Source organism: Streptomyces sp. NPDC018031 (genome assembly GCF_044327625.1).
GTDB lineage: Bacteria > Actinomycetota > Actinomycetes > Streptomycetales > Streptomycetaceae > Streptomyces.
In genome coordinates this window covers 111,554-124,614 of record NZ_JBIRFT010000002.1, presented here as the reverse complement: position 1 = coordinate 124,614, position 13,061 = coordinate 111,554, and the positions used below count along the sequence as shown (strand labels likewise).

The following is a 13,061-nucleotide window of genomic DNA, read 5'->3' as shown; positions in this document are numbered from 1 at the left end:
GGCGCCTCCATCCTGCCCCGAAGGCTGATAAACCGGCGGTAAGAGGCGGTCGGGCGACGGTCGGGCCGGGGTGCCCGTCCGCTCGCCGGACGGTGGCCGCCGGCAGTCCTCCGGCGGCGCCGGGCGGGTGTCCCGGGCGGGCCCCGGCGCGGGGCGCGGACCCGGCCCGGGCGGGTGGCCCGGGGGTGGCCGGTACATGGACCGTCCCGGAACTAGCGGATAGCGCCCGGATTTCACTCGAATTCCCCGTGAGTTGAGGTTTCCCCGGCGACGGCGGCGGGGAGGACGAGTGCACACCCCGCGATCACGCCCTGATCCACAGGCACGCCACGACCCGCGCGACCTGGCTGCCGGACAGGGACGCGCATGTGGTCGCCGTCACCCCGGCCGTGGCCGGGGCCCCCAGGGCACACCCCCGTGCCGCCGACCCTTTACCCAGACGAGGGGGCGCCAAATGGACGCGTTCACCGCAGGCATTCTGCAGCGTATAGAGACCACCCGATCGGATCTCGCACGCGCCCGTGAGACCGGCGACGACTTCCTCGCCGACGTGGAGCAGGCCGAGCTCGAGGATCTCCAGCGCCTGGCCGCCGAGCACGGCGTCGAGGTCGGCGCCGGGATGCTCTGACCCGGCACCGCACAGCGGAGCGCCCCGGTGCCGTGCGGCACCGGGGCGCTCTCGCGTGCGGGCGGCTCCGGGCCGGGCGCGGGCGGTACGCCGCGCCCCGCCGGTCCACGGCGCCGGGTGGCGGCCTCCGGTCCGGCGCGCCCGGATCCGGCGGGATCAGTCGTGCCAGGCGCCGAGGTCCTCCAGCCTCCGCTGCAACTCCTCGAAGACACCGGGCGCGGCCGCGACCGTCAGGTCCCCGTCGGCCCGCCCGCCCGGCCTGCCGCCGGTGAGCGCCCCCGCCTCGCGCGCTATCAGCTCCCCCGCCGCCAGGTCCCAGGGGTTCAGCCCGCGCTCGTAGTACCCGTCGAGCCGGCCGCAGGCGACGTCGCACAGGTCGATGGCCGCCGAACCCCCGCGCCGGATGTCCCGCACCCGCGGCAGCAGGGCCTTGACCACCTCGGCCTGGGCGGCGCGCCGCTCGGCCAGATAGGCGAACCCGGTGCCGATCAGCGCCTGCTCGAACGGCGGGGCGGCGCGGACCCGCACCCGCTCGCCGTTGAGGTACGCGCCCCCGCCGAGCACCGCGTGACACGTCTCCCGGCGCATCGGCGCGGTGACCACGCCGACCACCGTCTCGCCGTCCCGCTCGGCGGCGATCGACACCGACCAGGACGGCAGCCCGTACAGGTAGTTCACGGTGCCGTCGATCGGGTCGACCACCCATCGCACCCCGCTGCTGCCGACCGTGCTGGCGCCCTCCTCGCCCAGCACCCCGTCGTCCGGGCGCCGCTCGGCGAGGAAGCCGGTGATCAGCCGCTCGGCGGCCAGGTCCATCTCGGTGACGACGTCGATCGGGCTGGTCTTGGTGGCCGCCACCCCGAGGTCGGCGGGCCGGCCGTCGCGCAGCAGCGCCCCGGCCCGGTCGGCCGCCTCCCGGGCGACGGTCAGCAGTTCCTGCTCAAGCTGGTGGCTCATGGTGCTCCTCGGGGTGTCGCCGGCTCCGGCCGGGGCGCCGACGCGGCCCTCGCCCCGGCCGGTGATGCGTCCGCCGGCCGCGGCGGCCGGCGCTCGGGGCGGACGGCGCCGCCCCGCGGTCATGCGTACGGGCTGTCGGCGCCCGCGGCGGCGGGTCGCGGCGCGCGCGCCGGGCAGCAGCCGACCGGGCACAGGTCGTGGCTCGGCCCCAGCGCGCCCAGCGCGCACCGCTCCACGGCACCGGGCGCCGGTGCGGCGGCCTCCTCCACCACCCGCGGTGCGGCGGTCCCGGGCCCGCCGCCGTCCGTCCCGGCGGCCGCCCGCTCGGTCGCGGCCCGCTCCAGCACCAGGTCCCGGACCGCCGCCGCGAACCGCGGGTCGGCGCCGACCGTCGCGGCCCGGCTGACCGGCAGCCCCAGCTCGGCGGCCTTGGCGGTGGCCTCGGTGTCGAGGTCGTACCTGACCTCCATGTGGTCCGAGACGAATCCGATCGGCACCATGACGGCGGCGGGTACCCCGGCGCCGTGCAGCTCCTCCAGGTGGTCGCAGATGTCCGGCTCCAGCCAGGGGATGTGCGGGGCGCCGCTGCGGGACTGGTAGACCAGCCGCCAGGGGTGGTCGGTCCCGGTCTCCGCGCGCACCGCCTCCGCCACGGTGCGGGCCACGTCCAGGTGCTGGGCGACGTAGGCACCGCCCTCCCCGTGCTCGGTGTGCGCCTCGGCGGGGCCGGAGGTGTCGGCCGCGGCGGTCGGGATGGAGTGCGTGGTGAAGGCCAGGTGGGCGCGGTCGCGCACGCCGGCGGGCAGCTCGGCGAGCGCGGCCAGGGTGGCGTCCACCATCGGCCGGACGAAGCCGGGGTGGTTGAAGTAGTGGCGCAACTTGTCGACACGGGGCAGCGGCAGGCCCTCCGCCTCCAGCGTGGCGAGGGCGTCCGCGAGGTTCTCGCGGTACTGGCGGCAGCCGGAGTACGAGGCGTAGGCGCTGGTGGCGAGGGTGAGGATGCGCCGGTGGCCGTCGGCGACCATCTCCCGCAGGGTGTCGGTCAGGTACGGCGCCCAGTTGCGGTTCCCCCAGTGGACCGGGAGGTCCAGGCCGTGCTCGGCGAAGTCCTTCCGGATCGCCTGCAGCAGTTCGCGGTTCTGCGCGTTGATGGGGCTGACGCCGCCGAACAGGAAGTAGTGGCGGCCGACCTCCTTCAGCCGCTCACGGGGGATGCCGCGGCCGCGGGTGACGTTCTCCAGGAACGGGACGACGTCGTCCGGGCCCTCGGGGCCGCCGAAGGAGAGCAGCAGCAGGGCGTCATAGGGCGCGCCCACGGCCGCGGGGCGGGGCGCTTCGGGGTGCTGGGCGGACATGTCCCCGATCCTGCCACCCGGCTCCGACAGCCCGGAAACGGACCTGCGGGCCCGTCGGGAAATGCACCTGCACTCGCCCCGGGGCGGAACGTAAGCTCTATAGCCACGTACGTTCCTTACCTGCTGATCGGCGGAGCCTCCCCCGTGCCCAGTCCCTATCGCATGATCTTCGCCGCCCCCGGCGCCCGGAGTTTCTCGGCTGCCGGATTCCTGGGCCGGATGACGCTGTCGATGATGGGCATCGGCGTGGTCACCATGATCTCGCAGCTCACCGGCCGGTACGGGCTGGCCGGAGCGGTCTCGGCGACGCTGGCGCTGTCCGCCGCCGTCCTCGGTCCGCAGATATCCCGGCTGGTGGACCGGCACGGGCAGCGCCGGGTGCTGCGCCCGGCCACCGCGGCCTCGGCCGTCGCCGTGACCGGTCTGCTGGTGAGCGCGCACGAGGGATGGCCGGACTGGACGCTGTTCGTCTTCGCCGCACTGGCCGGCTGCGTGCCGAGCGTGGGCTCCATGGTCCGGTCCCGGTGGGCGGAGATCTACCGCGGCTCGCCCCGCGAACTGCACACCGCCTACGCCTTCGAGTCGGTCGTCGACGAGGTGTGCTTCATCGTCGGCCCGATCCTGTCGATCGGCCTGTCCACCGCCTGGTTCCCGGAGGCGGGGCCGCTGCTGGCCCTGGGGTTCCTGGCCGTCGGGGTCTACTGGCTCACCGCGCAGCGCGCCACCGAACCGGTGCCGCATCCGCGCGAGCACCACACCCGCGGCTCGGCGCTGCGCTCCCGCGGTCTGCAGGTGCTGGTGGGCACCTTCGTGGCGACCGGCACCATCTTCGGCGCGGTCGACGTGGTGACGGTGGCCTTCGCCGAGGAGGAGGGCCACAAGGCCGCGGCGAGCGTGGTGCTGGCCGTCTACGCGCTCGGCTCCTGCATCGCGGGCGTGGTCTTCGGACTGCTCCGGCTGTCCGGTTCCGCCCCCCGGCGGTGGCTGCTGGGGGTGTGCCTGATGGCCGCGAGTATGATCCCCCTCCAATTGGTCGGGAACCTGCCGTCGCTGGCCGTGGCGCTCTTCGTCGCGGGTCTTTCCATCGCGCCGACGATGGTGACCACCATGGGCCTCATCGAGCAGCATGTACCACGAGCGAACCTGACCGAGGGGATGACCTGGGTGAGCACCGGGCTCGCGGTCGGCGTGGCGCTCGGCTCGTCGGTGGCCGGCATGGTGGTCGACGAAGCCGGCGCGAAGGCCGGGTACGCAGTGGCCGGAGTGGCCGGCGCGCTCGCGGCGGTGGTGGCGTTCCTGGGATACCGCCGGCTGCGGTCGGCAGAGCCGGCGGGGGCGTCCCCGCCGAAGGCGACGGGAGGGCCGGAGGCGGATGACCGTAGTGAGGACCACACCGAGCAGCACCTGGCGTAACTGGGCCGGGAACGTGACCGCCGAGCCGGCCCGCGCGGTGGCGCCTTCGTCCACCGAGGAGCTGGCCGCGGCGGTCCGCGAGGCGGCGGAGGCCGGCCTGCCGGTGAAGGCCGTCGGCACCGGCCACTCGTTCACCCCCGTGGCGGCGACCGACGGTCTGCTGATCCGCCCGGAGCGGCTCGTCGGGGTGCAGGGGCTGGACCGGGCCGCCGGCACCGTGACGGTGGCGGCCGGCACCCCGCTGTGGCAGCTCAACCGGACGCTGTCGGCGTACGGGCTGTCGCTGACCAACATGGGCGACGTGATGGCGCAGACGGTCGCCGGCGCGACCAGCACCGGCACCCACGGCACCGGCCGGACCAGCGCGTCGCTCGCCGCCCAGATCACCGCCCTGGAGCTGGTCACGGCGGACGGTTCGGTGCTGCGGTGCTCGGCGGACGGCACGCCGGAGGAGACCGCGGTGTTCGCCGCGGCGCGGCTGGGGCTGGGCGCGCTGGGCGTGATCAGCGCGCTCACCTTCGCGGTGGAGCCGGAGTTCTGGCTCACCGCGCGCGAGGAGCCGATGCCGCTGGACCGGGTGCTCGGGGAGTTCGACCGGCTCGTCGCGGAGAACGAGCACTTCGAGTTCTACTGGTTCCCGCACACCGACCGGTGCAGCACCAAACGGAACAACCGCAGCGCGGGCCCGGCGGCCCCGGTGGGGCGGGTGAGCGGCTGGATCGAGGACGAGCTGCTGTCGAACGGCGTCTTCCGGGCGGCCTGCGCCCTGGGGCGCGCGGTGCCGGCCACCATCCCCCGGATCGCCCAGCTGTCCAGCCGGGCCCTGTCCGCGCGGACCTACACCGACATCCCGTACAAGGTGTTCACCAGTCCGCGCCGGGTGCGCTTCCTGGAGATGGAGTACGCGATCCCCCGGGAGGCGGCGGTGGCGGCGCTCCGGGAGCTGCGGGCGGTCGTGGAGCGCTCCGGCTTCCGGGTGAGCTTCCCGGTGGAGGTGCGCACGGCGCCCGCCGACGACGTGCCGCTGTCCACCTCGTACGGACGGGAGACCGCCTACATCGCGGTGCACATGTACCGCGGCACCCCGCACCAGGCGTACTTCAGCGCGGTCGAGCAGATCATGACCGCGCACGGTGGGCGGCCGCACTGGGGGAAGCTGCACAGCCGTGACGCGGCCTACCTGGCCGAGGTCTACCCGCGGTTCGGCGAGTTCACCGCGGTGCGGGACCGGCTGGATCCCGGCCGGGTCTTCGGCAACGAGTACCTGCGGCGCGTGCTGGGTTCCTGACCGGGTGGCTCAGCCGGTGCCTCCGGTCCCGGTGGGGCCCGGTTCAGGTTCCGGGGCCGTCGGGGGACCGTCCGGGTCCGGCGCGGGCGCCGGGCCGCCGGCCTCGTCCTGACCGCCGGCGCCGCCGGACGGTGTGGGGGCGGGGGCCGGGGTGGCGGTGCCCTCCGGGTCCGCGGTGCGTCCCGCGCCGTCGTCCGCGCCGGGCGTCCGGTCGGCTTCCGGTTCCCGGTCCGGGCCGCCGCCGGCCGGTCCGGTGGGGTCCGTGCCACCCGGTCGGCCGGCGTCGTCCGGGGACCCGGTCTCCGGGCGGGCGGGGTCCGCGCCGTCCGGGGTGGGGTGCCCGGTGCCGGGGGTGGGTTCGGGCCGCTGGTGGGCGGGGCGGGTGACGCTGTTGCCGACCGTGGTGCCCCCGCGGTCGCCGCCCCAGACGTTCGAGACGGGGCCGCCGGCGAAGAGTTCGATCCCGGTGACGGTGGCCATGGCGAGCGCGAACACCGCACCGGTCAGCACGGCGGTGCGCTTCCAGCCGCGCAACCGGGTGCCGTGTGTCGTCGCCGCGCCGTATTCCCCGGTGCGCCGGGGGCGTGCGCCGCCGGGGGCGCGGCGGCGGGGCCGCGCCTGGGCGGTCGCTTCCCGCCACTGCTCGCCGGTCCGCCGGAACAGGTGCTGGAAGACCGATCCGCCCGCGGTGGCCACCACGCTCACCACTCCGGCGCCGATGATCGTCCCGTACACGCCCAGCCGGGAGGCGAGGACCGCGGCGGCCACCGCCGCCAGGGCGCTGCCCGCCACCTGGGCGACGCTCAGTTCGAGCCGCCTCTTTTCCGCCTTTCCGGTACCTCCGGCCGGTTTTTCCTCGCTTTCCACCCTGGTGCCCACATCCTGCCCCTGATTGATCATTCGTGCCAGCTTGCAGTCACAAATGACATGTGAGGCAATCGTGGAGTTCCAGTTCTGGCGTTTCTGTGAAACTTGACACCCGTGCACCGTTCGAAGATCCACTCAACCGGCCCGGTCACGGCCGCGGTCGGCCAACTTGGCTGGCGTGCCGGTCCACCCAAGTGGCCCGAATGGAGTACTGTGGCGAGCCCTGGCCCCGTAATCCCGTCCGGCCGCCCGGACCCAGCGGGAGGGGCCAACCAGCGGCAACTCAACCGGCGGTGCCGCGACATGGCAGGGGGATCGCTGCACAGAGTGACGTTCGTCACTATGAGTGGCGAATGAGTAACCGTGCCATAACGGCGGATCGGTGCCCAGGCCCGACACGCCGGGCAACTCGGCAATGTTGTGGCAGGCTGCACCCGGGCAGGCCACACTCGTCTAGCGGGAGAACGGCAGCGACGCACGTGACGTCGGCAGGCACCACCCGGGAGGTCCCCATGCCCGAACTGCGTGTCGTGGCCGTCAGCAACGACGGCACACGGCTGGTGCTCAAGGCTGCGGACAGCACGGAGTACACGCTCCCGATCGACGAGCGGCTCCGGGCCGCCGTGCGCAACGACCGCGCACGTCTGGGCCAGATCGAGATCGAGGTCGAGAGCCATCTGCGGCCCCGGGACATCCAGGCGCGGATAAGAGCCGGAGCCTCCGCCGAGGAAGTCGCCCAGCTGGCCGGGATCCCCGTGGACCGGGTGCGCCGCTTCGAGGGCCCGGTGCTCGCCGAGCGCGCCTTCATGGCCGAACGCGCCCGCAAGACCCCCGTCCGCCGGCCCGGTGAGAACACCGGACCGCAGCTGGGCGAGGCGGTCGCCGAACGGCTGCTGCTGCGCGGCGCCGAGAAGGACACCGCGCAGTGGGACTCCTGGCGGCGGGACGACGGCACCTGGGAGGTGCTGCTGGTCTACCGCGTCGCCGGCGAGCCGCACTCGGCCAGCTGGACCTACGACCCGCCGCGGCGGCTGGTCCAGGCCGTCGACGACGAGGCGCGGGCGCTGATCGGCGAGACCGACGACACCCCGGAACCGAGCTTTCCGTTCGTCCCGAGGATCGCCCGGCTGCCGCGGGACCGGGTACTCGACCGGCCCGAGCGGCCGGAGCGTCCCGTTCCGGCTCCCCAGCCGGACGCCGGCGACGCGGTGGCCTCGGCCGACGAGGGCCCCGGCGAGCGCGACTCGCTGACCAGCCTGCTGGAGGCGGTACCGAGCTTCCGGGGCGACATGGTCGTCCCGGACCAGCCCCAGCAGCCGGGCTCCGACGAACCGGACGAGGAGCCGGAGGTCATCGAGCCGCCGGCCGCGAGCGCGGGCGCGGGGTCGGCCTACGCCGATGTGCTGATGCCCCGTTCGGTGGCCGGTCACCGCGACCGGCTCACCGGCACCACCGACCGGCAGGCGGAAGCCGACGGGGTACGGCCCGGGCGCCGGGCCGCGGTGCCCAGCTGGGACGAGATCGTCTTCGGGACGCGGCGCAAGAAGCAGGAGTAGCGCGGCGGCCGGGTGCTCCGCGGAGCGGCCGGCCGCGTCACCCCGGCCGAGGGGCCGCCGGGCGGCGGCGAACCTGCGTGCGGCCGGCGCGCCGTGCACCTCTCACGCCGCCACCCCTGCCGCTGCCCATCCCCGCCCGGTCTCCCGCGCCGAACGGCCGACCGCCCCTGTGCGGGAGGCGGGACCGAGCGGGCACGACGGGGCCCCGAGGGCGGTGCCCAAACGTCATCACCGGTGGCCGCAAGGCGATTTCCGGCCATCCCCACACCCCGTCAGATGCCGCGCACCGGCGAGACGCCCCCGGCCGAGCGTCGGCGGGACGCCCTGGGCCGGGCGCCGACCGGACGCCCCGAGCCGGGCACGCCGCCGGGCGACCGGCCCGGTTCCGGTCCCGGCCGCCCGCATCCGGCCCGCGCGACCGCACCCCGCCGCTGCCCCGCCCGGGCCGTGCCGACGGGCCGCGCCCCGGGCGGCGGCCGTCCACCGCACCGGGGCGCGCCTCGGGTCAGCCCGGCTGCGGTCCGGTGGCCACCGGCCGGGAGGGGTCGGCGGACCACTCGCTCCAGGACCCGACGTACAGCGCCGCCGGGATGCCCGCGACGGCCAGCGCCAGGACCTGGTGGGCGCCGGAGACCCCGGAACCGCAGTAGACCCCGACCTCCTCGCCGGGCTTGGCGCCGACCGCGGCGAACCGGTCGGCCAGCTCCGCGGCGGGCAGCAGGCGGCCGTCGGGTGCCACGTTCTCCGTGGTGGGCGCGGAGCGGGCACCGGGGATGTGGCCGCCGACCCGGTCGATGGGTTCCACCTCTCCCCGGTACCGCTCGGCCGCCCGGGCGTCCAGCAGCACCCCGCGGCGCGCCAGGGCCGCCGCGTCGTCGGCGGTCAGCAGCGGCAGCGCACCGGGCACGGGGGTGAAGTCCCCCTCGGCGACGGCCGGCTGCCCGGTGGTGAGCGGACCGCCACCCGCGGTCCAGGCCGCCAGCCCGCCGTCCAGTACCCGCACCCGGGGGTGCCCGGCCCAGCTCAGCAGCCACCAGGCCCGGGCCGCGGCCCAGCCCTGGCCGCCGTCGTAGACCACCACGTCGCGGCCGGCGGTGACGCCCGCCCGGCGCATCGCGGCGGTGAACACCGGCAGGTCCGGCAGCGGATGGCGGCCCGCGGCGCCCGCCGCCCCGGCCAGTTCGGTGTCGAGGTCGACATAGACGGCGCCGGGGATGTGCCCGGCCTCGTACTCGGGACGTCCGGGCGGTCCGCCGAGCTGCCAGCGGACGTCCAGCAGGGTCGGCGGCTGAGCACCGGCCGACTCGCTCGCGAGCCGGGCGGCGGTGATGATGGCAGTCATAGAACCCAATCCTTGCGTAGGAACGCCTGCGCCGAATGGTCCCCCGGGCACCGGATGTGCGTCGCACCGCCATCATCCGGCAAGAGCACCCGCAGGCACCTCCCGGACGTAGGTCTGAGGGGGATGCGGCATACGAATCCGGGCATTCTCGTCCTGAAGCCACGGAATACGGCGCGGCCCCGGCGCAGGGCGCGACAGGTGGTGCGAGCATCTGCACGGACCCTGTCCCGTACCACCCCCCGTTCACCCTTTCAGGAGCCGATCGGCGTCTGCCGCACGGCTACCACCACGGTCCGAGGAGAGAGTGAGATGACCGAGGCACCGGCTCGGTGCGCACCGGGCACACCCTGTTGGACGAGTCTGATGGTGCACAGCCTGGCGGCTACGCAGGACTTCTACCACGCGCTGTTCGGCTGGGACTTCACGCCCGGACCACAGCAGCTCGGCGCGTACGTCCGCGGCACCCTCGACGGCCACGCGGTGGCCGGGATCGGCGAGCTGCCGGCGGGCCGCCGGCTGCCCGTCGCCTGGACGACGTACATGGCGTCGGACGACGCGGACGACACCGCCAAGCAGATCCGGGACTGCGGCGGCACGGTGGCGGTCGGGCCGCTCGACGCCGAGAAGGCCGGGCGGATGGTGATCGCCGCCGACCCGGCGGGCGCCACGTTCGGCGTCTGGCAGGCACGCGCCCATGTGGGCGCGGAACGGTTCGGAGTGCCCGGCACCCCGGCCTGGCACGAACTGGTGACCTACGAGACCGCCCGGGTCGGCCGCTTCTACGAGGTGGTCTTCGGCCACCGGGCACGGCCGGCCGAGCCGGCGGGCGGCGCGGACCGCACCACGCTGTACGTGGGGGACCGTGCGGTCGCCGCGATCCAGGGGGTGGGAACCGCCGCGCTCCGCGACCGGGGGCCGCGCTGGATGACCTACTTCGAGGTTGCGGACGCCGACACCGCCGCCCGCCGGGTCACCGAACTGGGCGGGCGGGTGATCCGGCCGCCGCACGAGGAGCCGGTCGGGCGCTGCGCCCAGGTGGCCGACCCGGAGGGCGCCGTGTTCACGGTCGTGCGGAAGAGCGGCTGAGCGAGGGGGCGGGGGCGTCGACCGGCAGGACGTCGGGGGAGAGCGCGGCCGCGCGGGCCGCCGCGGCCGTCATCCGGCGCCGGTGGTGGCGGCGGCACAGCACCTCATAGCCGATCTCGCTGCCGGGCCGGTTGACGTCCCCGACCACCACCTGGGCGCCTTCGACCACCATCTGACCGCCGACCGTCCGGGCGTTGTGGGTGGCGCGGGCCCCGCACCAGCACAACGCCTCGACCTGCAGCACCTCTATCCGGTCGGCGAGTTCGACCAGCCGCTGGGAGCCGGGGAACAGCTTGGTGCGGAAGTCGGTGGTGATCCCGAAGGCGAAGACGTCCAGGTCCAGGTCGTCGACGATCCGGGCCAGCTGGTCGACCTGGCCGGGGGCGAGGAACTGCGCCTCGTCCACGATCACGTAGTCCACCCGGCCGCCGGCGGTCAGATGGGCCACCACGTGCGCGTAGAGGTCGACGCCCTCGGCCGCCTCGACCGCGTCGGTGACCAGCCCGAGCCGGGAGGAGAGCTTGCCGGCGCCCGCCCGGTCGTCCCGGGTGAAGATCATTCCCTGCAGGCCGCGCGCCGAGCGGTTGTGCTCGATCTGCAGAGCGAGGGTGCTCTTTCCGCAGTCCATGGTTCCGGAGAAGAACACCAGCTCGGGCATGGGGGTGGGGACGCCTTTCGTCGGTCGGGGAGTTGCGGGCGGCGGGGCGGGCAGCCGGCCGCGCCGGGCCGGGCTTCCGCCCCCGGGGGTCAGGAGCGCACTTCGAGCAGCGGGACGAGCTGTTCGACCGGGGTCATGGAACCGTGCAGCCCCACCATCGCGGACTCCTTCGGCTCGGTCCGGGAGGCGACGATCGCGACGTCGGCGGCGGCCGCGGCGACCACGTCGCCGATCCGCCCGCGGACCCGCTGGTCCACCCCGCCCCCGTTGCCGGGCGGACCGAACCAGCCCGCGGCGATGGCCTCGTCCCGGCTCGCCACCCACATCCGGTCCCCCAGCACCTCGCGCCAGACGGCCAGCACGTCGGCGGCGGCCCCGGGCACCGCGTACACATGGCGGGCGCGGCCCTCCCCGCCCAGCAGGGCGACCCCGGCCCGCAGCTCCCAGTCCTCGTCGAAGTCGATCCGCGACTCCGGGTCGAAGGGGACGTCGATCATGCCGTGGTCGGCGGTGACGTAGAGGGCGGAGCGGGGCGGCAGCTGCTCGGCGAGGCGCCGGGCGAGCCCGTCCACGTACATCAACTGGCCGCGCCACTCGTCGGAGTCGACCCCGAACCGGTGCCCCTTGCCGTCCACCTCGCTGTAGTACGTGTAGACCAGCGACCGGTCCCCGGCGGCGAGCTGCCGGGCCGCGAGGTCCATCCGCTCCTCCCCGGAGAGCCGCCCGTGGAAGGTGCCGCCGCTCAGCGCGATCTTGGTCAGCGGGGTCTGCTCGAAGGTCGGCGCGGAGACCTGGCAGGTGTGCACCCCGGCGGCGTCCGCGAGCTGGAAGACCGTGGGGTACGGCTGCCAGTGGTACGGGTCGGTCCACGGCTGCCAGCGCAGCTGGTTCATCAGGGCGCCGGTGGCCGGGTCGACCACGGTGTAGCCGGGCAGGCCGTGCGCGCCCGGCGGCAGTCCGGTGCCCACCGAGGCGAGCGAGGTCGCGGTGGTGGAGGGGAAACCGGCGGTCAGCGGGGTGCCGGTGCCGTTGCCCGAGGTCGCCAGCAGCGAGCCGAGGAAGGGGGCGTACTCCGGGTGGGCCCGCAGCAGCTCCCAGCCGAGGCCGTCGATGAGGAAGACGCAGACGCGGTCGGCGGGCTCCAGGCCGAGCCCGGAGCCGAGGCCGGGCACTCCCAGGCCGGCGGCGACGGCGGGCAGCAGGTCGGCGAGCGAGCCGGTGCCGTAGCGGGGCACCGGGGCGGCGAACGGGTCGAGCACGGGAGGGTCGGGCCAGCCGGAGCCGGTGGCCGCGGCGCCTGGGACGGAACCGGCCATCAGCGGGCGGTGTCCGTGGTGGCCTCGGAGAGCGCCTGGGCGAAGGCGAGGGTCTGCCGGACGGTGTCGGGGCCGTCACCGGCCTCGCTGACCCGCAGGCTGAGGTCGTCCGCGGTGGAGGAGCCGGTGTAGCCGTGGTCGGCCTCGCAGTTGGGGTCGCCGCAGGCGGCGGGCTCCAGGTCCAGGCGGTTCACCGCGCCCCAGCCGATGGTGAGCACCACCTCGCGGGGCAGGGTGCCCGGGGTGTACGACTCGGGGTTGGCGACCACCCGGCTGAGCACCACCGAGGAGATGCGGTCCAGCTTCACCGACTCGGTGGAGGTGGTGGCGTACGGCGAGGGCGAGGTGCCGTCGGCGGCCTGCTCGTCGGTGTGGCTGACGATGAACCGGGTACCGGTCAGCACGAGGACCGTGACATGGCGGCGGACCTCGTTCGAATCGAACGTGGTCTCCTGGTGGACCAGGTACGACACGACCCGCTCGCCGCCTACCGCGGCCTCCACCGCTTCGGCCACGAGTGCCGGGTAGTAGCCGCTGCGCTCGATGGCCGCGCGCAGGCCCTGGGTCGTCGTACCGGTCTTCGCCATGTGCTCCA

The 13,061-nt window shown here is 75.0% G+C and carries 12 protein-coding genes; 5 read left to right on the top strand and 7 right to left on the bottom strand.

Going from position 1 to position 13,061, the window contains the following annotated elements:
* Positions 1–454 precede the first annotated feature (454 nt).
* Entirely contained in the window at positions 455–628 is a 174-nt protein-coding gene (locus tag ACH4B3_RS06870; protein WP_398461693.1) for a hypothetical protein, read from the top strand.
* A gap of 156 nt (positions 629–784) precedes the next feature.
* Here ACH4B3_RS06870 and ACH4B3_RS06865 read toward each other — a convergent pair whose 3' ends face one another.
* Together ACH4B3_RS06865 and ACH4B3_RS06860 are read right to left on the bottom strand one after the other, a co-directional pair.
* The gene (locus tag ACH4B3_RS06865; RefSeq protein ID WP_398461692.1) at positions 785–1,585 is read right to left on the bottom strand and encodes an inositol monophosphatase family protein; all 801 of its coding nucleotides are present in this window, start codon (positions 1,583–1,585) and stop codon (positions 785–787) included.
* Between the two features lie 119 nt (positions 1,586–1,704).
* Complete coding sequence (locus ACH4B3_RS06860) at positions 1,705–2,940, bottom strand: ferrochelatase (RefSeq protein ID WP_398461691.1); 1,236 nt, start codon at positions 2,938–2,940, stop codon at positions 1,705–1,707.
* 144 nt (positions 2,941–3,084) lie between these two features.
* On the opposite strand from ACH4B3_RS06860, the gene ACH4B3_RS06855 reads away from it, so the two are divergent.
* Positions 3,085–4,353: an MFS transporter gene (locus ACH4B3_RS06855; RefSeq protein ID WP_398461690.1), complete on the top strand. Its 1,269-nt coding sequence runs from the start codon at positions 3,085–3,087 to the stop codon at positions 4,351–4,353.
* Positions 4,313–5,641, top strand: coding sequence for a D-arabinono-1,4-lactone oxidase (locus ACH4B3_RS06850; protein ID WP_398461689.1), 1,329 nt, complete (start codon positions 4,313–4,315; stop codon positions 5,639–5,641). The genes ACH4B3_RS06855 and ACH4B3_RS06850 overlap by 41 nt, the downstream gene beginning before the upstream one ends.
* 9 nt (positions 5,642–5,650) lie before the next feature.
* Here ACH4B3_RS06850 and ACH4B3_RS06845 read toward each other — a convergent pair whose 3' ends face one another.
* A complete protein-coding gene (locus ACH4B3_RS06845) occupies positions 5,651–6,541 on the bottom strand; it encodes a hypothetical protein (RefSeq protein WP_398461688.1) in 891 nt (296 codons plus the stop codon).
* Positions 6,542–6,987: 446 nt separating this feature from the next.
* Between ACH4B3_RS06845 and sepH the strand changes: the two genes are divergently transcribed.
* A complete protein-coding gene (gene sepH, locus ACH4B3_RS06840) occupies positions 6,988–8,064 on the top strand; it encodes a septation protein SepH (RefSeq protein ID WP_398461687.1) in 1,077 nt (358 codons plus the stop codon).
* Positions 8,065–8,569: 505 nt separating this feature from the next.
* Here sepH and ACH4B3_RS06835 read toward each other — a convergent pair.
* Positions 8,570–9,406, bottom strand: a complete 837-nt coding sequence (locus ACH4B3_RS06835; RefSeq protein ID WP_398461686.1) for a sulfurtransferase — start codon at positions 9,404–9,406, stop codon at positions 8,570–8,572.
* A 309-nt stretch (positions 9,407–9,715) separates the two neighbouring features.
* On the opposite strand from ACH4B3_RS06835, the gene ACH4B3_RS06830 reads away from it, so the two are divergent.
* A complete protein-coding gene (locus ACH4B3_RS06830; RefSeq protein ID WP_398461685.1) occupies positions 9,716–10,492 on the top strand; it encodes a VOC family protein in 777 nt (258 codons plus the stop codon).
* Here ACH4B3_RS06830 and ACH4B3_RS06825 read toward each other — a convergent pair.
* From ACH4B3_RS06825 to ACH4B3_RS06815, 3 genes are all read right to left on the bottom strand, one after another.
* Positions 10,467–11,150, bottom strand: a complete 684-nt coding sequence (locus ACH4B3_RS06825) for a thymidine kinase (protein WP_398461684.1) — start codon at positions 11,148–11,150, stop codon at positions 10,467–10,469. The two genes, ACH4B3_RS06830 and ACH4B3_RS06825, sit on opposite strands and share 26 nt — an antisense overlap.
* An 89-nt stretch (positions 11,151–11,239) precedes the next feature.
* The gene (locus ACH4B3_RS06820; RefSeq protein ID WP_398461683.1) at positions 11,240–12,466 is read right to left on the bottom strand and encodes an alkaline phosphatase family protein; all 1,227 of its coding nucleotides are present in this window, start codon (positions 12,464–12,466) and stop codon (positions 11,240–11,242) included.
* The gene (locus tag ACH4B3_RS06815; protein WP_398461682.1) at positions 12,466–13,053 is read right to left on the bottom strand and encodes a DUF5998 family protein; all 588 of its coding nucleotides are present in this window, start codon (positions 13,051–13,053) and stop codon (positions 12,466–12,468) included. Before ACH4B3_RS06815 ends, ACH4B3_RS06820 begins: the two co-directional genes overlap by 1 nt.
* Between the last annotated feature and the right edge of the window lie 8 nt (positions 13,054–13,061).